20 protein-coding genes are annotated in these 18,263 nt (G+C 59.1%); 15 read left to right on the top strand and 5 right to left on the bottom strand.

All coding sequences use genetic code 11. The features are described from left to right. Window positions 1–6: 6 nt before the first annotated feature. From HFD92_RS11090 to uraH, 7 genes are read left to right on the top strand one after another with little or no spacing between them, the layout of a single operon-like run. Entirely contained in the window at window positions 7–675 is a 669-nt protein-coding gene (locus tag HFD92_RS11090) for an amino acid ABC transporter permease (protein ID WP_009091920.1), read from the top strand. Continuing rightward, window positions 675–1,331, top strand: a complete 657-nt coding sequence (locus tag HFD92_RS11095) for an amino acid ABC transporter permease (protein ID WP_009091919.1) — start codon at window positions 675–677, stop codon at window positions 1,329–1,331. The genes HFD92_RS11090 and HFD92_RS11095 overlap by 1 nt, the downstream gene beginning before the upstream one ends. Next, entirely contained in the window at window positions 1,312–2,043 is a 732-nt protein-coding gene (locus tag HFD92_RS11100) for an amino acid ABC transporter ATP-binding protein (protein WP_009091918.1), read from the top strand. The genes HFD92_RS11095 and HFD92_RS11100 overlap by 20 nt, the downstream gene beginning before the upstream one ends. A gap of 21 nt (window positions 2,044–2,064) precedes the next feature. After that, window positions 2,065–3,300, top strand: coding sequence for an alanine--glyoxylate aminotransferase family protein (locus HFD92_RS11105; RefSeq protein WP_167428943.1), 1,236 nt, complete (start codon window positions 2,065–2,067; stop codon window positions 3,298–3,300). Next, a complete protein-coding gene (gene hpxK, locus HFD92_RS11110; RefSeq protein ID WP_058956403.1) occupies window positions 3,297–4,550 on the top strand; it encodes an allantoate amidohydrolase in 1,254 nt (417 codons plus the stop codon). The genes HFD92_RS11105 and hpxK overlap by 4 nt, the downstream gene beginning before the upstream one ends. 2 nt (window positions 4,551–4,552) lie before the next feature. Continuing rightward, the gene (gene uraD, locus HFD92_RS11115; RefSeq protein WP_167428944.1) at window positions 4,553–5,047 is read left to right on the top strand and encodes a 2-oxo-4-hydroxy-4-carboxy-5-ureidoimidazoline decarboxylase; all 495 of its coding nucleotides are present in this window, start codon (window positions 4,553–4,555) and stop codon (window positions 5,045–5,047) included. Beyond that, window positions 5,044–5,379: a hydroxyisourate hydrolase gene (gene uraH / locus HFD92_RS11120; protein WP_009091913.1), complete on the top strand. Its 336-nt coding sequence runs from the start codon at window positions 5,044–5,046 to the stop codon at window positions 5,377–5,379. The genes uraD and uraH overlap by 4 nt, the downstream gene beginning before the upstream one ends. Window positions 5,380–5,388: 9 nt before the next feature. On the opposite strand, the gene HFD92_RS11125 is transcribed toward uraH, so the two are convergent. Together HFD92_RS11125 and HFD92_RS11130 are read right to left on the bottom strand one after the other, a co-directional pair. Continuing rightward, on the bottom strand, window positions 5,389–6,156 hold the full coding sequence (locus HFD92_RS11125) for an amidohydrolase (RefSeq protein ID WP_167428945.1): 768 nt from the start codon (window positions 6,154–6,156) through the stop codon (window positions 5,389–5,391). Further along, window positions 6,144–7,304, bottom strand: a complete 1,161-nt coding sequence (locus tag HFD92_RS11130) for a pyridoxal phosphate-dependent aminotransferase (RefSeq protein WP_058956400.1) — start codon at window positions 7,302–7,304, stop codon at window positions 6,144–6,146. The genes HFD92_RS11125 and HFD92_RS11130 overlap by 13 nt, the downstream gene beginning before the upstream one ends. Before the next feature lie 300 nt (window positions 7,305–7,604). Between HFD92_RS11130 and HFD92_RS21640 the strand changes: the two genes are divergently transcribed. The 5 genes from HFD92_RS21640 (at window position 7,605) to HFD92_RS11160 (ending at window position 10,769) form a co-directional block, all read left to right on the top strand. Beyond that, window positions 7,605–8,573, top strand: coding sequence for a colicin D domain-containing protein (locus tag HFD92_RS21640; RefSeq protein ID WP_111208023.1), 969 nt, complete (start codon window positions 7,605–7,607; stop codon window positions 8,571–8,573). Beyond that, entirely contained in the window at window positions 8,563–8,862 is a 300-nt protein-coding gene (locus HFD92_RS11145; RefSeq protein WP_111208024.1) for a colicin immunity domain-containing protein, read from the top strand. The genes HFD92_RS21640 and HFD92_RS11145 overlap by 11 nt, the downstream gene beginning before the upstream one ends. Window positions 8,863–8,930: 68 nt before the next feature. Next, a complete protein-coding gene (locus HFD92_RS11150; protein WP_009091910.1) occupies window positions 8,931–9,545 on the top strand; it encodes a methylthioribulose 1-phosphate dehydratase in 615 nt (204 codons plus the stop codon). Further along, window positions 9,542–10,225, top strand: coding sequence for an acireductone synthase (gene mtnC / locus HFD92_RS11155; protein ID WP_111208025.1), 684 nt, complete (start codon window positions 9,542–9,544; stop codon window positions 10,223–10,225). Before HFD92_RS11150 ends, mtnC begins: the two co-directional genes overlap by 4 nt. 1 nt (window position 10,226) lies before the next feature. After that, on the top strand, window positions 10,227–10,769 hold the full coding sequence (locus tag HFD92_RS11160) for an acireductone dioxygenase (RefSeq protein WP_140923343.1): 543 nt from the start codon (window positions 10,227–10,229) through the stop codon (window positions 10,767–10,769). Window positions 10,770–10,833: 64 nt separating this feature from the next. Here the strand turns inward: HFD92_RS11160 and mtnA are convergent, their stop codons facing one another. Next, window positions 10,834–11,856, bottom strand: a complete 1,023-nt coding sequence (gene mtnA / locus HFD92_RS11165; protein ID WP_167428946.1) for an S-methyl-5-thioribose-1-phosphate isomerase — start codon at window positions 11,854–11,856, stop codon at window positions 10,834–10,836. A gap of 122 nt (window positions 11,857–11,978) precedes the next feature. Here mtnA and mtnK point away from each other — a divergent pair, with 122 nt between their 5' ends. After that, window positions 11,979–13,178, top strand: a complete 1,200-nt coding sequence (mtnK, locus tag HFD92_RS11170; RefSeq protein ID WP_058956396.1) for an S-methyl-5-thioribose kinase — start codon at window positions 11,979–11,981, stop codon at window positions 13,176–13,178. 92 nt (window positions 13,179–13,270) lie between these two features. Here the strand turns inward: mtnK and fadE are convergent, their stop codons facing one another. Continuing rightward, window positions 13,271–15,721, bottom strand: coding sequence for an acyl-CoA dehydrogenase FadE (gene fadE / locus HFD92_RS11175; protein WP_167428947.1), 2,451 nt, complete (start codon window positions 15,719–15,721; stop codon window positions 13,271–13,273). A 255-nt stretch (window positions 15,722–15,976) separates the two neighbouring features. Here fadE and lpcA point away from each other — a divergent pair, with 255 nt between their 5' ends. Both lpcA and HFD92_RS11185 read left to right on the top strand, forming a co-directional pair. Beyond that, window positions 15,977–16,555 carry a D-sedoheptulose 7-phosphate isomerase gene (gene lpcA, locus HFD92_RS11180; RefSeq protein ID WP_009091904.1) on the top strand — a complete coding sequence of 193 codons (579 nt, stop codon included), beginning with the start codon at window positions 15,977–15,979 and terminating at the stop codon, window positions 16,553–16,555. Window positions 16,556–16,606: 51 nt separating this feature from the next. Next, on the top strand, window positions 16,607–17,374 hold the full coding sequence (locus HFD92_RS11185) for a class II glutamine amidotransferase (protein WP_009091903.1): 768 nt from the start codon (window positions 16,607–16,609) through the stop codon (window positions 17,372–17,374). Here HFD92_RS11185 and dpaA read toward each other — a convergent pair. Next, window positions 17,345–18,091 (bottom strand): peptidoglycan meso-diaminopimelic acid protein amidase, encoded by a 747-nt coding sequence (gene dpaA, locus HFD92_RS11190; protein WP_046101303.1) that lies wholly within the window; start codon window positions 18,089–18,091, stop codon window positions 17,345–17,347. The genes HFD92_RS11185 and dpaA overlap by 30 nt on opposite strands. Between the last annotated feature and the right edge of the window lie 172 nt (window positions 18,092–18,263).

Below are 18,263 nucleotides of genomic sequence, written 5' to 3' on the forward strand. Positions count from 1 at the left end.
AGATTCATGACCGGGCAACTTAACTTTCCCGCGTTGTGGCCCTACTGGCCGGAGCTGCTTTCCGGCCTCTGGGTCACCATTCAGCTGACGCTGCTGGCGACCACCGGTGGGGTGGCGATTGGCATCGCAGGCGCGGCGCTGCGCAGCGGTAAACCGGGCTGGCTGAGCCGCCTCTGGGGCCTCTATGTCGAGCTGATCCGTAATACGCCGTTTGTGGTGCAGCTCTTCTTTATCGTTTTTGGTCTGCCGAATCTGGGTCTGAAACTCACCGCCGGTGAGGCGGCGCTGCTGGCGATGCTGATCAACCTGGGCGCTTACAGCACCGAGATCATCCGTGCCGGCATCCAGGTGACCCCGAAAGGGCAGTGGGAAGCGGGGCGGGTGCTGGGATTGACCCGCAGCCAGACCTTTCTGCGGGTGGTGTTACCCCCTGCGCTGCAGCGGATTTATCCGGCGCTGGTGAGCCAGTGCATTATCGTGATGCTGGGGTCGTCGGTGGTGTCGCAGGTCTCCTACGAGGAGCTGACCTTCGCCGCCAACCTGATCCAGTCGCGCACTTTTCTGAGCTTTGAAGTTTATCTGGTGACCACGCTGATCTATCTGGCGTTGTCGATTGCGATGCGCCATCTGCTGCTGGCGATAGGCCGTAAATGGTTTGGAGTGCAGCCCTCATGATGACGACCTTTACCGACTGGGACATCGTGCGCAACCTGCTGCTGGCGGCGCGCTGGACCCTGTTACTGTCGCTGGTGGCCTTTGTCGGCGGAACCCTGGTGACGCTGCCTCTGCTGCTGCTGCGTCTGCTGCAGCGCAAATGGCTGACGCGTGCGATACGGGGTTACACCGCGCTGTTTCAGGGAACCCCGCTGCTGATGCAGCTGTTTCTGGCCTTTTTTGGCGTCGGCTTATTTGGCATTGATGTGGCACCCTGGACGGCCGCCTCGCTGGCGCTGACCTTCTACACCAGCGCCTTTCTGGTGGATATCTGGTACGGCAGCATCCGCGCCCTGCCGAAAGGGCAGTGGGAAGCGTCACGCTGCCTCGGCCTGACCTTTGGTCAGACGCTGTGGCGGGTGGTTGCACCGCAGGCGATCCGCATCGGCATCGCCCCGACGGTAGGTTTTGCCGTACAGGTTATCAAGGGCACCGCGCTGGCGTCGATTATCGGGTTTATCGAGCTGACCAAGGCGGGCACGATTCTGAACAACGTGACCTACCAGCCGTTTAAAGTTTTCGGGCTGGTGGCGCTGGGCTACTTCCTGATGTGTTATCCGCTGTCTCGCTACAGCCAGTATCTGGAGAAAAAATTCAATGCCGCTCATCACCATTAATCAGGTGCAAAAATATTACGGCGACAACCATGTGTTGAAAGGCGTGGATCTGGATATCGACATGGGAGAGGTGATCTCGATCATCGGTCGCAGCGGATCGGGCAAAAGCACGCTGCTGCGCTGTATGAACGGGCTGGAGGGCTATCAGGAGGGCAGCATCAAGCTCGGCGGCATGACCATCACCAGTCGTGACTCGCAGGCGCGTGAAATCAGCCGCTCGATTGGCATGGTGTTTCAGAACTTCAACCTCTTCCCGCACATGACGGCGCTGGAAAACGTCATGCTGGCACCGCGCCGCGTGCTGAAGAAAAGCGACGCTGAATGCCGGGCGCTGGCGACGCAGATGCTGGAGAAGGTGGGGCTGGGCGAGCGCCTTAACTATTATCCTGCCAGCCTCTCGGGCGGCCAGCAGCAGCGCGTGGCGATCGCCCGTGCGCTGGCGATGACGCCCAAAGTTTTACTCTGTGATGAGATCACCTCTGCGCTGGATCCCGAACTGGTGGGCGAAGTCCTGAAAGTGCTGGAGCAGCTTGCAGCGGAAGGCATGACGCTGATCCTCGTCACGCATGAAATGAATTTCGCCCGCGACGTGGGCGATCGAGTGGTCTTTATGCATCAGGGGCGCGTCTGGGAGCAGGGCGACAGTAAAACGCTGTTTGCGCAGCCGCAATCGCCGGAGCTGAAGCAGTTTATCTCTTCAGTGCGTCTCTGAGTCTTAAAAAAGGAAACCCGCATGGATATCAATCATTACCCGCAAATCAATCCGCCACAGCGTCTGCTGATGGGACCCGGCCCGATCAACGCCGATCCGCGCGTGCTGCGCGCCATGTCGAGTCAGCTGCTGGGGCAGTACGACCCCGCGATGACCCACTACATGAACGAAGTGATGGCGCTCTATCGCGTCGTATTTCGCACCGAAAACCGCTGGACGCTGCTGGTTGATGGCACCTCCCGCGCCGGTATCGAAGCGATTCTGCTCTCCGCTATCCGGCCTGGTGATAAGGTGCTGGTGCCGGTGTTTGGCCGCTTCGGCCATCTGCTGTGCGAGATTGCCCGCCGCTGCCGTGCAGACGTCCACACCATCGAAGTGCCGTGGGGCGAGGTCTTTACCCCCGATCAGATTGAAGAGGCGATTAAAAAAGTGCGGCCACGCCTGCTGCTCACGGTGCAGGGCGACACCTCCACCACCATGCTGCAGCCGCTGGCGCAGCTGGGTGCCATCTGTAAGCAGTATGGCGTGCTGTTCTACACCGATGCTACCGCGTCGCTGGCGGGTAACGCGCTGGAAACGGATGCCTGGGGACTGGATGCCGTCTCGGCGGGGATGCAGAAATGTCTGGGCGGGCCTTCCGGCACCTCGCCGATCACCCTGAGCGCAGAGATGGCCGCGGTGATCCGCAAACGTAAATGCGTGGAGCAGGGGATCCGCACCGAGGCGCATCAGGATGGCGAGGAGGAGATGATCTACTCCAACTATTTCGATCTCGGCATGATCATGGATTACTGGGGGCCGGAGCGACTCAATCACCATACCGAAGCGACCAGCGCGCTGTTTGGCGCGCGCGAATGTGCCCGCCTGATCCTGCAGGAGGGGCTGGACAACGGCATCGCCCGTCACAAACTGCATGGTGAGGCGATGCTGAAGGGCATTCAGGGGATGGGGCTGGAAACCTTCGGCGACCTGAAAAACAAAATGAACAACGTGCTGGGCGTGATGATCCCGTCAGGCGTAAATGGCGACCAGGTGCGCAAGCTGATGCTGGAGGATTTCGGCATTGAGATCGGCACCTCGTTTGGTCCGCTGCATGGCAAGGTCTGGCGTATCGGCACCATGGGCTACAACGCGCGTAAAGATTGCGTGCTGCAGACGCTGGCCGCGCTGGAAACGGTGCTGACTCACCTGGGGTATCGTACGCCGCAGGGCGCGGGAGCTCAGGCCGCCTGGGATCACTACGGGAGCCAGGCATGATGATGAGCGCCAGCGAAGCCCTCGCTGCTGCACAGCGCGTCATGGCGCGCTGTGATGCGCTGGCAGCGATTAGCGAAACGACGGAGGGCCTGACCCGCGTCTATCTGTCGCCGGAACATCTGCGCGCCAACGCCTGCGTTGGGGAGTGGATGCAGGCGGCGGGGATGACGGTCTGGCAGGATGAAGTCGGCAATATCTGTGGCCGCTACGAGGCAGCCGAAGCGGGGGCGCCCGCGCTGCTGCTCGGTTCGCATCTCGACACGGTACGTAACGCCGGTCGCTACGACGGAATGCTGGGCGTGCTCAGCGCCATCGAAACCGTACAGTGGCTTCATGAGCACCAGTGCCGTCTGCCGCTGGCGATAGAGGTGATCGGTTTCGGTGATGAAGAGGGAACCCGCTTTGGCATCACGCTGCTTGGCAGCCGCGGTATTACCGGCAGCTGGCCGCAAAGCTGGGTGACCCATCCCGATGGCAACGGCATTACCGTGGCGCAGGCGATGGCGGATGTCGGGCTCGACAGTGCGCAAATCGGCGCGGCGGCCCGACGGATAGAGGACATCGTCGGCTATCTTGAACTGCACATTGAGCAGGGCCCCTGCCTGGAGCAGGAGGATCTGGCGCTGGGCGTGGTCACGGCCATCAACGGGGCGCGTCGTCTTCACTGCCGTTTTACCGGTGAGGCGGGCCATGCCGGCACGGTGCCGATGACCCACCGCAAAGATGCGCTGGCCGCAGCCGCCGAGTGGATGGTGTTTATTGAGCAGACCACCCGTGAGCAGGATCCGCAGCTGGTCGCCACCGTCGGCACCCTCAGCTGTGCCCCGGGGGCGGTGAATGTCATCCCTGGCGAGGTGTCGCTGTCGCTGGATGTGCGCGGCCCGCTCGATCATCCGCTGGAGACCCTGCTCTCCACGCTGTTAACTCAGGCCGGGGCGATTGCGCTGCGGCGTGGAGTGCAGTTTACGTCGAACGAATTTTATCGCATCGGAGCCACCGCCTGTGATTCTGCGCTGCAGCAGGCGCTGAGCCATGCGGTTGAAACGGTGCAGGGGCGCAGCCTGTCGCTGCCAAGCGGAGCCGGACATGACGCCATCGCCATTGCTGAACGCTGGCCGGTCGGTATGCTGTTTGTGCGAAACCATCGCGGCATCAGCCATCATCCGGCCGAGTCTGTCGCGGTGCAGGATGTGGCACCGGCGCTGCAGGCCTATCTGCAGGCGGTCACGCTGATCGCCGGACGGAGCTGAAAATGGAATTAACGACGTTTAATCAGCTGCCGGCTGACGAGGCGCTGGCGGCTATCCGGCATTGTGTGGCGATCCCGCGCTGGCAGCAGTCGCTGGTGGCCGCTCGTCCTTTTGCCACCACAGACGCGCTGCTGACCCGCGCCGACACGCTGGCCCGCCAGTGGCAGCAGCCCGATCTGGCGGCGGCGCTGTCGGCGCATCCGCGCATCGGCGAACGCGCCCGGGGCGCAGACAAAGAGGCGACGCTGTCGCGCGGCGAGCAGTCCGCCATGCAGCAGGCCGATCACGTTCTGCAACAGGCGATGCAGCAGGGTAATGAGGCCTATGAGGCGCGCTTTGGCCGGGTCTTTCTGATTCGCGCGAAAGGGCGCAGCGGCGAGGAGATGCTGGCAGCGTTGCAGCGCCGGCTGCAGAATGACGATCAGGCTGAACAGCAGGAGGCGCTGGATCAGCTGCGTGAAATCACACTGTTACGCCTCAGGGAGACGATTCAATGAGTACCGTTACCACGCATATTCTCGACACGGCGCTGGGAAAACCGGCCAGTGGGGTGGCCATCTCGCTGGAGCAGAACAGTCCGGAGGGGTGGTTTCCTGTCTCTCAGGGTGAAACGGACAGCGACGGACGACTGAAAGATCTGACCCCGGAGCCGCTGACGCCGGGGCACTATCGCCTGACCGCTGAAATCGGCGACTATTTTGCTGCCGCCGGTCGGGATGCGCTCTACGTCAGCGCGCAGATCGATTTTATGATTGCCGAGGCGGGCAGCCATTTCCATCTGCCGTTTCTGATTTCCCCCTGGTCCTGGTCAACCTACCGCGGCAGCTGAGCCGGCCGTTTACAGCGAAAAGCGATCCGCATCCTGCCAGGCGGGGAAGCGTTCGCGGTAAGCGTGCAGCGTCTCCAGCGACAGCGTCGCATCCAGCCGGGCGCGCTGATGTGGCTCCGCCGCACTCAGGATCTCGCCCTGCGGCGAAATAATCTGGCTGTCGCCGCTGTAGTGATGCTGATTGCCATCACTGCCGACGCGGTTGCAGCCTGCGACATATGCCTGATTCTCAATCGCCCGCGCTAACAGCAGCGCCTGCCAGTGTAAGGCGCGAGGCGCTGGCCAGTTGGCGACATAGAGCGCCAGATCGTAGTCGTTGCGGTTGCGGGAGAAAACCGGGAAGCGCAGGTCGTAACAGATCTGTGGCAGGATGCGCCAGCCACGCCACGCCACCACCTGACGCGCTTCGCCGGGCTGATAGTGGTGATGTTCATCCGCCATGCGGAACAGATGTCGCTTGTCATACTGGTGCAGCGTGCCGTCCGGCTCCACCAGCAGGAATCGGTTCACCGCGCCGTTTTCGGTCTGGATCGCCGCGCTGCCGCCCACCAGCGCATCGCTGCGGCGGGCATGCTGATGCAGCCACTCCACCACCCGCGCCTGCGGCAGCGAGCTTTTCGCAGCCTCCATCGCAAAGCCGGTGGTAAACATCTCGGGCAGGATAATCAGATCGCGTCCGGTGAGTCCGGCCAGCTGTTCGTCAAAATGGCGCAGGTTGGCTTCGCCATCCATCCAGCTCAGCGTCTCCTGCAAAAGCGTGATTTTTAAAGCTGACATAAGCGCTCCGCGGCAGCATCTAACGTCGCCGGCTGTTTAGCAAAACAGAGGCGAATCAGTTTATGAGGAAAGGGATCGGCGCAGAACACCGACAGAGGAATCGCGGCGACGCCCACTTCGCGGGTCAGCCACTGGCAGAAACTGACATCATCCAGATCGGAGATCGCGCTGTAATCCACCAGCAAAAAGTAGGTGCCCTGGCACGGTAAAACCCTGAAGCGGCTGTGACGCAGTGCATTCGCCAGTCGATCGCGGCGGTCGCGATAGAAGGCGGGCAGGGCCTGATAGTGTTCCGGATGCTCACGCAGCATATCGGCAATCGCCAGCTGCGCCGGGGTATTGACCGAGAAGGTCAGATACTGATGCACCTTACGCAGTTCAGCGCTGATCGCCGCCGGGGCAATGCAGTAGCCCACCTTCCAGCCGGTCATGTGAAAGGTTTTGCCAAACGACGACACCGCGATGGCGCGCTGACGCAGGTCAGGATGGGCCAGCACGCTGGCGTGGCCCGCTTCATCAAAACAGATATGCTCGTAAACTTCATCGCTCAGCACGTAGACCGGTCGCGCAGCAATCGCCTGCCACAGCGCGGCAAAATCCTGCTGCTGCCAGACGGTGGCTGACGGGTTGTGCGGGGTGTTCAGGATCACCAGCCGGGTTTTATCACTCAGCAGCCCGGCAAACGCCTGCCAGTCTGGCCGGAAGGCGGGCGGCTGCAGCGCAATACGTTTCATGACGCCGCCCGAGAGCGTGACCGCCGGGGCATAGCTGTCGTAGCTGGGATCAAAGCAGATCACCTCATCGCCCGGACGCACCAGCGCGGTAATCGCCGCATAGAGCGCTTCAGTTGCGCCCGCCGTCACCGTAATCTCCGTTTCCACATCAGGCTGATAGTCATAAAGCCGCGCGGTTTTCTCCGCGATCGCCTGACGCAGCGGCAGCGCCCCGGTCATCGGCGCGTACTGGTTCGCGCCCTGGCTGACGTGATAGGCCAGCCGCTGCTGCAGATAGTCCGGGCCGCTGAAATCGGGGAAGCCCTGAGAGAGGTTGATGGCGTTATGCTGCTGCGCCAGCGCACTCATCTGGCTGAAAATCGTGGTGCCGAGCGCCGGAAGTTTGCTCTCGGGGATCAGGTTGTGCTGCGTCATGATGTCAGGCCTTAAGCGCGAAGAGAGAAGCGGGGTCACCCGGGGTTTGTGCCACTATAAACAGGATGGTAGTATTTGGCAATCAAGACGCTTAGACGTCTAAATGCTTTATGCTCCGCGCGTCAGCGGCGTTGGCCGCGCTTGCTTACCCGGGTCACTTACTCATGTAAACCCGCGGGGATGCGCGCAGTTGCGGGCTTGCTAAGAGGCGGATTATCAGGCCGTGTGAGGGGCAGGGCTCATCGTATTATCAGTAATACGTCATCATTGGACACATACCAGCAGCGTAAAAGGGACATTATGCTTCATGACTGTCAGACTATGTCACTGGACAACATCTACCTCGAAGACATTCACCACATTATTCACCCGGACACGGCGGCACGAGACCTCAAAGACACCACGCAGCCCAACCGCATCATTCAGGAATGGACGTTACCACAGGGTTATATCCGGTTTGTCAGCCGGTATCATCAATTCCACTGGCAGCGTCCCTGGATGGCATATCGCGATACGCTGGACGATATCCAATGCGGGAAGCTCGTTCTTCTGAAGAAAAACAGGGCCGACTACGCCATCCCGGGTGTGCTGACGACAACGGGGGATATTCGCAATGACCTGCCTCTGTTTCTCCGATCCCGGCTTAGCGACCTTATATCCCGCCAACTGAAACGCCCGATATATTCCCTCCGCCCGTCAGTGGCAAAAACTATCAATAGTAAAGCTGCCGGCCGGTTACTGGCTGCTGGCGGAATCTATAACGGCAATATTGAAGGATTCAGAAAGACCGCTGAACAGCTCGGCGGTGATGCTTCAGCGGGATTCAATCAGGTCATGGATAGCAAAGCTCTTCTCATTACCGGCGCATCTGTAGTGGCCGGTTTTGCCATGGGTAAAATGGGAACGGTAAATGAAATTGAAAAGCTGTCAGTGCTGTCAAAAGTACCCACTCGTGCTCCATCAGAACGGGTCATTTTTGAAACCAGGCAGCTACAGAAGAAATTTAAGCACGCTGTGGATTTTAACGTATCGGGCAATCCAGGTGCTGAAGGATTGAAGTCATATGAACAGGCTATTAAAGCGCACATAGATGATCCGGTAACACAACAGATAGTCGGTAAATACCGATGGAATCAGGATGTTAATCACTACTTTAATCCTGAAACTAAAATTGATGTAATGACCAGGCCAGACGGTAACTTCATCTCTGGATGGAAGTTATCTGACACTCAAATTTCCGATCTTAAAGGTGAAGGTAATGTCTATTAATCAAAACGAAGCAGATATGCTGGCTCTTATCGAATCGTTTGTTACTGGCGCTATGTCGGCTACAGAGTTTGAGGAAAAATACCTGAACGCATGGCGTGAACACAGGGAGGCGGATTCTGCCAAAAATCAAAATAAAGAAACACAACGTTATTTTGACTCGGTATTCTCAGCTGTGGATTCTTATTGCTCCGATCCTGACCTGATTGATGAAGATGAATTAGATGCCCAGGATCTGCTTGAATGCGTCATGAATTTAAGAAAAACCTGGGAAGAATCGGTTCTGGCTTGATGGGTAACGCAGACTGACCAGAACCTTCCTGAGCCACCCGGCCTCACCTTTCACCGCAAGGAACCTTTATGTCGCAGAGTCATCCGTTAGATCAGCTGGTTGCCGCCTGTCACTGGATAGGCATGAAAGGCTGGGCTCCGGCCACCGGCGGGAATATGTCGGTACGCCGCGACGGGCATGTCTGCCTGCTGAGCGAATCGGGCAAAGATAAGGGCACGCTGACGCGTGATGATTTTATCGAGGTCGATATCGCCACCAGCCAGTCGCTGTCGGGCCGTAAGCCCTCGGCAGAAACCGGCCTGCACACGCTGATCTATCGCCTCTTTCCTGAAGCGGGCGCGGTGCTGCACACCCATACGGTCAATGCCACGGTGCTGTCGCGGGTGGAGCAGGGCGCGGCGCTGCTGCTGCACGGCTATGAGATGCAAAAATCGCTAAGCGGTCAGCATACCCATCTGGACACGGTGGCGATCCCCGTGTTCGATAACAGTCAGGATATCGTGGCGCTGGCGTCAGAGATTGAAGATTACGCCGCCCGATTTCCGCTGCGTTACGGCTTCCTGCTGCGCGGCCACGGCCTGACCTGCTGGGGCGAGGATGTCAGCGAAGCGCGCCGCCATCTGGAAGGTCTGGAATTTTTATTTGAATGTGAACGTCAACGTCGCCTGCTGGAGAAAGCATGATCCGCGCCATTGTTACTGATATTGAAGGCACCACCAGCGATATTCGCTTTGTGCACAACATCCTGTTCCCCTATGCCCGTCAGCATCTGGCGGACTTTCTGCGAGAGCATCAGCATCAGCCAGAGGTCGCGGCGGCGCTGCAGTCGGTGCGGGAAGAAGCGGGGCAGCCGCAGGCCGATCTGGCGGCGGTCATCGCGATCCTGTCCGATTTTATGGATCAGGATCGCAAATCGACCGGGCTGAAAGCGCTGCAGGGCATGATCTGGCGTGATGGCTATCTTAACGGCAGTTTTACCGGCCATCTCTATGCCGATGTGCTGCCTGCGTTACGCCGCTGGCAGGCGCAGGGCATTGAACTCTATGTATATTCCTCCGGTTCGGTTGCGGCGCAGAAATTGTTATTTGGCTACAGCGACGAAGGTGATATTACTGACATCTTCAGCGGCTACTTTGATACGCACGTCGGCGCCAAACGCGAGGTGACAGCCTATCGCACGATCGCCGCTGAGATCGGGCAGCCAGCGGAGCAGCTGCTGTTCCTCTCTGATATTCGTCAGGAGCTGGATGCCGCCGCGGAGGCGGGCTGGCAGACGATACAGTTACTGCGTGGCGAGGCGGACAGCGAGAGCCGTCATCGTCAGGTGACGGATTTTTCCCAGATTAACCCGGAGTCGATTTAGCATGAGCGCACTGACGATTTTTTCTGACCGCGAAGCGAGCCAGCCGGTCTGGCACAGTACCGAAGCAGAGGCGATTCGGGAACGCCTGAACGCGAAAGGGGTGCGTTTTGAACGCTGGGAAGCCGATCGCGATCTGGGTGAGAACCCGGATGCGGAAACGGTCATTAAGGCCTATCAGCATGCGATTGATCGGCTGGTGGCTGAGAAGGGCTATCAGAGCTGGGACGTGATCAGTATGCGCGCCGATAATCCGCAGAAAACGGTGCTGCGTGAGAAGTTTCTTTCCGAGCATACGCACGGCGAAGATGAGGTGCGTTTCTTTGTCGAGGGGGCCGGGCTGTTCTGTCTGCATCTTGACGGTGAGATCCTGCAGATCCTCTGCGAAAAGAACGATCTGATCTCGGTGCCTGCGGGCACGCCCCACTGGTTTGATATGGGATCGTCACCGCACTTCACGGCGATCCGGATTTTCGACAATCAGGAAGGCTGGGTGGCGCACTTCACCGGCGATAAGATCGCCGATGCCTATCCGCGTCTGGCCTGATTGGCCCACGGCGGGAGCGACGTTTGCGGTGAGCCTCTGCGCTACCGCAAACGCCTGATATCGCTTACTGCGGCTGGAAGATGCCGCTCTGCACCTGGTCAGGCGTGACCACCCCCGTGTCGAGTATCCAGCCGCTGATCAGGGCGGCTGGCGTCACATCAAAGGCCGGATTGAAGACCCTGGCCGTTTCCGGTGCCCACTGCACGCTGCCAAAACTGCCCGCCACGCCCGTGACTTCGCTGGCGGCGCGCTGCTCTATCGGGATGGCGGCGCCATCCGGGCAGTGACGATCCAGAGTGGTATGGGGAGCCGCGACGTAGAACGGAATCTGGTGATAGTGGGCCAGCACCGCCAGACTGTAGGTGCCGATTTTATTGGCCACGTCACCGTTGGCGGCAATGCGGTCGGCACCGACCCAGACCGCATCCACCTCGCCGCGTGCCATCAGGCTGGCGGCCATGGAATCGGTAATCAGGGTACAGGGAATCGCCAGTTCGCCCAGCTCCCACGCGGTTAACCGGCCGCCCTGCAACAGCGGTCGGGTTTCATCCACCCAGACATTTTTGATCCACCCCTGCTGATGCGCGCGGGCAATCACGCCCAGCGCGGTGCCCACACCCGCGGTGGCCAGCCCGCCGGTATTGCAGTGGGTGAGCAGCTGGCTGCCCGGTTTGATCCGCGTGCAACCGGCTTCAGCAATCGCATCACAGAGCTGTTTATCCTCCTGCACCAGCCGCCACGCTTCGTCCGTCAGCGCAGTGACAAACGCCGGCTGGGCCAGCGCCACTTTCATCCGGTCAAGATTGTTCATCAGATTAACGGCGGTTGGCCGGGCGGCACGCAGATGTTCCAGCGCCTGTGCCAGTTCAGCGCGGGTCTGCCCCTGTTCAGCCAGCAGCGCCAGCAGCAGTGAGGCAGAGAGGCCAATCAGCGGCGCACCGCGCACCCGCAGCGCATGAATATGGTCAATCAGCTGCGTGACGCTGTGTGCGGGCAGCCAGTTCTTTTGCTGCGGCAGCGCCTGCTGATCCAGAATCCAGAGCTGATTGTCACGAACCTGTAAGCTGGTGGTTTTGAGTGTCTGCATTGTGGGTAAAATCCATGTTGCGTTAATGATGCGTATTGTGCCAACATGCTGAACGGATGTATAGACGTCTGAACGGCTTATTACACCTGGGTTATCCGCCTTCGATTGATGAGGAACAGGCAATGTCGCAATACCGTACCTTTACTGCTGCTGATGCTGTTGAGTATGCCCGGCAATTTGGCGGCGTGGACGATCCTGCCGCGCTCTGCAGCGCTGAAGAGATTGGTGATGGCAACCTTAATCTGGTGTTTAAAGTTTATGACGATCAGGGCCGGAGCCGGGTGGTGGTCAAGCAGGCGTTGCCCTATGTGCGTTGCGTCGGGGAGTCCTGGCCGCTGACGCTGGATCGGGCGAGGCTGGAAGCGCAGACCCTGGTCGAGCACTATAAATATTGTCCGCAGCATACGGTGCAGGTGACGCATTATGATGCGGAGCTGGCGGTGATGGTGATGGAGGACCTCTCCAGCCACCGTATCTGGCGCGGCGAGCTGGTGAAGGGCGCCTACTACCCGGAAGCCGCAGCACAGTTGGGCGTTTATCTGGCACAGACCCTGTTTCATACCTCCGATTTCGTTCTGCATCCGCATCAGAAAAAGGCGGAAGTGGCGCGTTTCATTAATCCGGAAATGTGTGAAATCACTGAAGATCTCTTCTTTAACGATCCCTACACCGATCATGAGCGTAACAGCTACCCTGATGCGCTTGAGCCGCTGGTCGCCAGCCTGCGTAACGACGATGCGCTGCGCATTGCCGTCGGCGGGCTGAAGCATCGCTTCTTTGCGCATGCCGAAGCGCTGCTGCATGGCGATATTCATAGCGGCTCGATTTTCGTGGCTGATGGCAGCCTGAAGGCAATTGATGCGGAGTTCGGTTACTTTGGCCCGATTGGGTTTGATGTCGGAACGGCGATTGGCAACCTGCTGATTAACTACTGCGCGCTGCCGGGGCTGCTGGCTCCGCGTGAGGCAGCCGATGCGCGCGAGCAGCGGCTGAGTGATGTCCATCGTCTCTGGTCGACGTTTGCTTCGCACTTTCTGGCGCTGGCGGCAGAGAAAACCCGCGATGAGGCGTTGTCCTGGCCCGGCTATGCGGCGGCGTTTCTGCGCAAGGTCTGGGCTGACACCATCGGTTACTGCGGCACCGAACTGATTCGGCGCACGGTGGGGATGTCCCACGTGGCGGATATGAAGCTGATTGCCGATCCGGCGATGCGCACGGACTGCATTGGTAACGCGATCAACCTGGGACGTACGCTGATCCTGGCTGCCGATCACGTGGAAGATGTGGATGCGCTGATTGCCCGCATCCGCCAGGCGGGATAAAAAAGGCCGACATGATGTCGGCCTCTGAAACAGAGCTGGCTCAGGAAGCATAAGTTCAGCAACCCGGTGCGGCCATCACACCGGCCTGAACCCTACGCCGCCTCGCTGGTGCGCGACGCAGGCTGAGGCGCTTTCTCCGCCACCGGCACCGCCAGTGCATCTGCCTCAAACTCATCCACGTTGATGGAGCGCAGACGGCTGGCTTCAGCACGCTGCAACACCTCTGCTTCCTTCGCATCGATCCAGCCCTGCTCCAGCGCACGCTTCGCCAGCGCATCCAGACGGGTGAAGGAGAGATGCTGCTTTGTCTGTTTGCACAGGCGGTCATAAATCACTTCGGCTGCCATCACCTCCTGCAGCGCCTGTTCCATCTGACCGGCGGGGTTATTCTCGCCCGGCGTCAGATAGATGCCCCGGCCCAGACGGCTGCGGGTCGCTGACGGCTGTTGCAGCAGTTTTGCCAGCTGGTGATCCAGACGATCAGACGGGGCAGGGCAGTGATGTCCGCCCGCAAAGATAGCCATGCGTAAGGCACCCGCGACCAGCCGGTTCGGGAAGTTGCGCAGCAGATCGTCCATCGCGACCTCTGCCTGATGCAGGGCATCCTGCACGCCCCAGTGAACCAGCGGCAGATCGGCTTCATTACGGCCTTCATCGTCATAGCGTTTCAGGGTGGCTGAGGCAAGATAGAGCTGGCTCAGCACATCGCCCAGGCGCGCCGAGATGCGCTCGCGGCGTTTCAGACTGCCGCCCAGTACCGCCATCGATACATCTGAGAGCAACGCCAGGTTGGCACTGATGCGGTTCAGATGCTGATAGTAGCGACGGGTGGCATCGCGGGTCGGGCTGGCGCTGGTGCGTCCGGCGGTGAATCCCAGCCACAGGCTGCGCACGGTGCTGCTGCCGACGTGGCCGATGTGACTGAACAGCGCATCATCGAAGGCATTAACATCGTTGCTGGCGGCGGCGGCCATCTCCTGCAGAACATATGGATGGCAGCGGATCGCCCCCTGACCAAAGATAATCATGCTGCGGGTCAGGATATTCGCGCCTTCCACCGTGATGGCGATGGGCGCACCCTGATAGGCACGAGCCAGGAAGTTACTGTTACCCAGCATAATGCCTTTGCCGCCGGCAATGTCCATGGCGTCAATAATGGCGCGCTGGCCGCGGTGGGTGCAGTGATATTTCACAATCGCTGACAGCACCGCCGGTTTTTCACCCTGCATAATCCCGGCGGTAATCAGCGTGGCCGCGGCGTCCATCACATAGGCGTTACCGGCAATACGCGCCAGCGGCTCTTCAATCCCTTCCATCTTACCGATAGAGAGCCGGAACTGACGACGGATGTGAGCGTAAGCGCCGGTTGCCAGCGCCACACTCTTCAGGCTGCCGGTTGAGTTGGAAGGCAGCGTAATGCCACGGCCCACCGACAGACACTCCACCAGCATCCGCCAGCCCTGTCCGGCCATTTCCGGGCCACCGATGATAAAGTCAATCGGCACAAAGATATCCTTGCCGCGCGTCGGCCCGTTCTGGAACGGCACGTTGAGCGGAAAGTGGCGATGACCAATCTCCACGCCCGGCGTGCTGGTCGGGATCAGGGCACAGGTGATGCCCGGGCTGGCGTTATCGCCCAGCAGATGATCCGGGTCGGTCAGTTTAAAGGCCAGGCCGAGCACAGTGGCGATCGGGGCCAGGGTGATATAACGCTTGTTCCAGGTCAGCCGCATGCCCAGCACCTGCTCACCCTGCCACTCACCCATGCAGACCACACCGGTATCCGGGATCGCACCCGCATCTGACCCCGCTTCCGGACTGGTCAGCGCAAAGCAGGGGATCTCTTCACCGCGCGCCAGTCGCGGCAGATAGTGATTTTTCTGCGCTTCGGTACCGTAATGCTGCAGCAGTTCGCCCGGACCCAGTGAATTGGGTACACCCACCGTAATCGCCAGAATCCCGGAGACGCCCGCCAGTTTCTGCAGAACGCAGGCCTGCGCATAGGCGGAGAAGGCCAGTCCGCCATACTCTTTTTTAATGATCATCGCGAAGAAACGATGCTCTTTCAGGTAGGCCCAGAGTTCCGGCGGCAGGTCGGCCATCTCATGGGTAATCCGGAAATCGTTCGCCAGGCGGCACGCCTCTTCAACCGGGCCGTCAAGAAAAGCCTGCTCTTCCGGCGTCAGGCGCGGCTGCGGGTAGTTATGCAGCTTCTGCCAGTCCGGCTTGCCCTGAAACAGATCGCCTTCCCACCAGGTGGTGCCCGCATCAATCGCTTCTTTCTCGGTGCGGGACATCGGCGGCATCACCTGCTGGAAGCACTGTAACATCGGCTGTGAAAAGAGTCTGCGACGCAGCGACGGCAGGTTGAACGGCAGCATCAGGATCGCCAGCGGCAGCAGGAGCCACGGCGTCCAGAGATGCGCGACCGCCATCGCGGCGGTCCACAGCAGCAGGATCGCGCTGGCGGTCCGCAGCGACAGGCGGTGATAGAAGAGGGCGCCAATCAGCGCCACCGTGGCAAGTATCGAAACAACCATCATAGTGAACCACTCCGCAAGTAGTAAGAGGTCTGACCTGTTATGTAGAGAGGTTTAGAGCAGCCGGGCGGATTTATCAATTTGTTTACATCGCAATTACAACCTGCCTCACAAAAACGGATTTTTGCCGTTTTATTCGACAACCGGTGTCGGAATCCACACCGCTACCGCCGGGTCAAGCGTGGCATGAAGCTTTGCGCTGACCGGCCATTCCGTTAAACTTGCTGCGATTAACCTCTTCTTATAAAGGACATCCCTATGTACCAGGACATCATCCGCTCTGAGCTTAATGAAGCTGCTGATACGCTGAATAAATTCCTCAGCGATGACGCCAATATTCATGCGATCCAACGTGCTGCGGTGCTGCTGGCTGACAGCTTCAAGGCGGGTGGCAAGGTGCTTTCCTGCGGTAACGGCGGCTCCCATTGTGATGCGATGCATTTCGCCGAAGAGCTGACCGGCCGCTATCGTGAAAATCGTCCTGGCTATCCGGCGATTGCCATCTCTGACGTCAGCCATCTCTCCTGCGTCAGTAATGACTTTGGCTATGACTACGTCTTCTCACGCTATGTGGAAGCGGTGGGACGTCCGGGCGACGTGCTGCTGGGCCTCTCAACGTCGGGCAACTCTGCCAATATCATTAAAGCGGTTGAAGCCGCCCGTGCGCAGGGGATGAAAGTGATCACCCTGACCGGCAAAGATGGCGGTAAGATGGCAGGCAGTGCCGATATTGAGATCCGGGTGCCACACTTTGGTTATGCCGATCGCATTCAGGAGATCCACATCAAGGTGATCCACATCCTGATGCTGCTGGTCGAAAAAGAGATGGTGAAGTAACTGCGCTGGCCTCCTGTCTGACGGGAGGCCGCTTAATCAGAGGCGGTGGCTATGTGCGAATTGCTCGGGATGAGCGCCAATGTTCCCACGGATATCTGTTTCAGCTTTACCGGACTGGTTCAGCGGGGCGGGGGAACCGGGCCTCACAAAGATGGCTGGGGCATTACCTTTTACGAAGATAAAGGCTGCCGTACGTTTAAAGATCCGCTGCCGAGCTTTAACTCTCCGATTGCGCGTCTGGTGCAGGAGTACCCGATCAAGTCGCATTCGGTGGTGGCGCACATCCGCCAGGCAAATCGCGGGCAGGTGTCGCTGGAGAATACCCATCCGTTCACCCGCGAGCTGTGGGGCCGCAACTGGACCTACGCGCACAACGGGCAGCTGAAGGGCTATAAGCAGCTGGAGACCGGCACATTCCGGCCGGTGGGGGAAACGGACAGTGAGAAGGCGTTCTGCTGGATCCTGCATCAGCTGGCGACACGCTATCCGCGCACGCCGGGCAACTGGCCGGCGGTGTTCCGCTTCATTGGCGAGCTGGCCACCGCGCTGCGGCAGAAGGGGGTATTTAACATGCTGCTGTCAGACGGACGTTATCTGATGGCCTTCTGCTCGACCAACCTTTTCTGGATCACCCGTCGCGCCCCGTTTGGCCGGGCACAGCTGCTCGATCAGGATGTGGAAGTCGATTTTCAGCAGCACACCACGCCGCATGACGTGGTGACGGTGATTGCAACGCAGCCTCTGACGGCCAATGAAACCTGGCAGCGGATTGCGCCAGGTGAATGGGCGTTATTCTGCCTTGGAGAGCGCCAGGAATGAACGGGAAGCGGCTTCGGGACTGGCTAAAACCGGTGCCGGGCTGCTGTTCATCACATATTTCCCGCTGGCGACATTGACCATCGGCGGCTGGTGATACTTCGCAAAATAAGCGTATCCCGGCTGCAGCTGCTGCCAGAAGCTGGCATAGGTGGAGTAGCGGTGACGCTGCATGTTGCTGTCGGTCATGCGGAACGGATAGATGCTGATGCTGACATCCTGCTGGCCGTTTCGCAGCGCGGCATTCACATAGGTAAAAATCTCATCCATATAGGCGTTGGTCATGGCATAGCAGCCAATCGACTTACAGTCGCCATGGATCATCAGGTAGTTACCGCTGTAGCCCTGATTGCGATCGTACTGATTCGGGAAGCCGATGTTGATGGCGCGATAAAAGCGGCTGTCGGGCTTCAGCTGATTCAGCTTCACGTTGTAAAAACCTTCCGGGCTTTTGAAATCACCTTCACGGCGTTTCGGGCCGAGGCCGCCAGAAAAGTTGCAGATGCGGTAGGTATCCAGCAGGCGATATTCGTTACCGATTTTGCCGTAGAGTTCGAGCGTGCGTTCTTCCTTGAAAATCTGGATGTAGACCGGCGTGCCGAGTAACTGCTTCTTTAATTCTTTGCTGACCGGTGCCGCTGACTGAACGGGTTCGGGTGTCATTGCCATGCTGAGGGCTGGCAGTAAAATCATCGCAAACAGGAGTGCGATTTTGCCCATGCTGTGTATACCTTGAGGTGAAGAGAACATGACACAAATTCTGCGTCTTTGTTGGCATTATCGGAACTATCCGCTACCGCAGCGCAACATTAAACATTGTCTGTTTTTTTAGCAAGACGGCGTCGGCCAAATTCGCGATTTACTGAAGGTTATTCGGCCAGAAATTTGTAAA

The sequence above is a fragment of the Pantoea sp. EKM101V genome, from assembly GCF_011800325.1.
Lineage (GTDB): Bacteria > Pseudomonadota > Gammaproteobacteria > Enterobacterales > Enterobacteriaceae > Pantoea > Pantoea anthophila.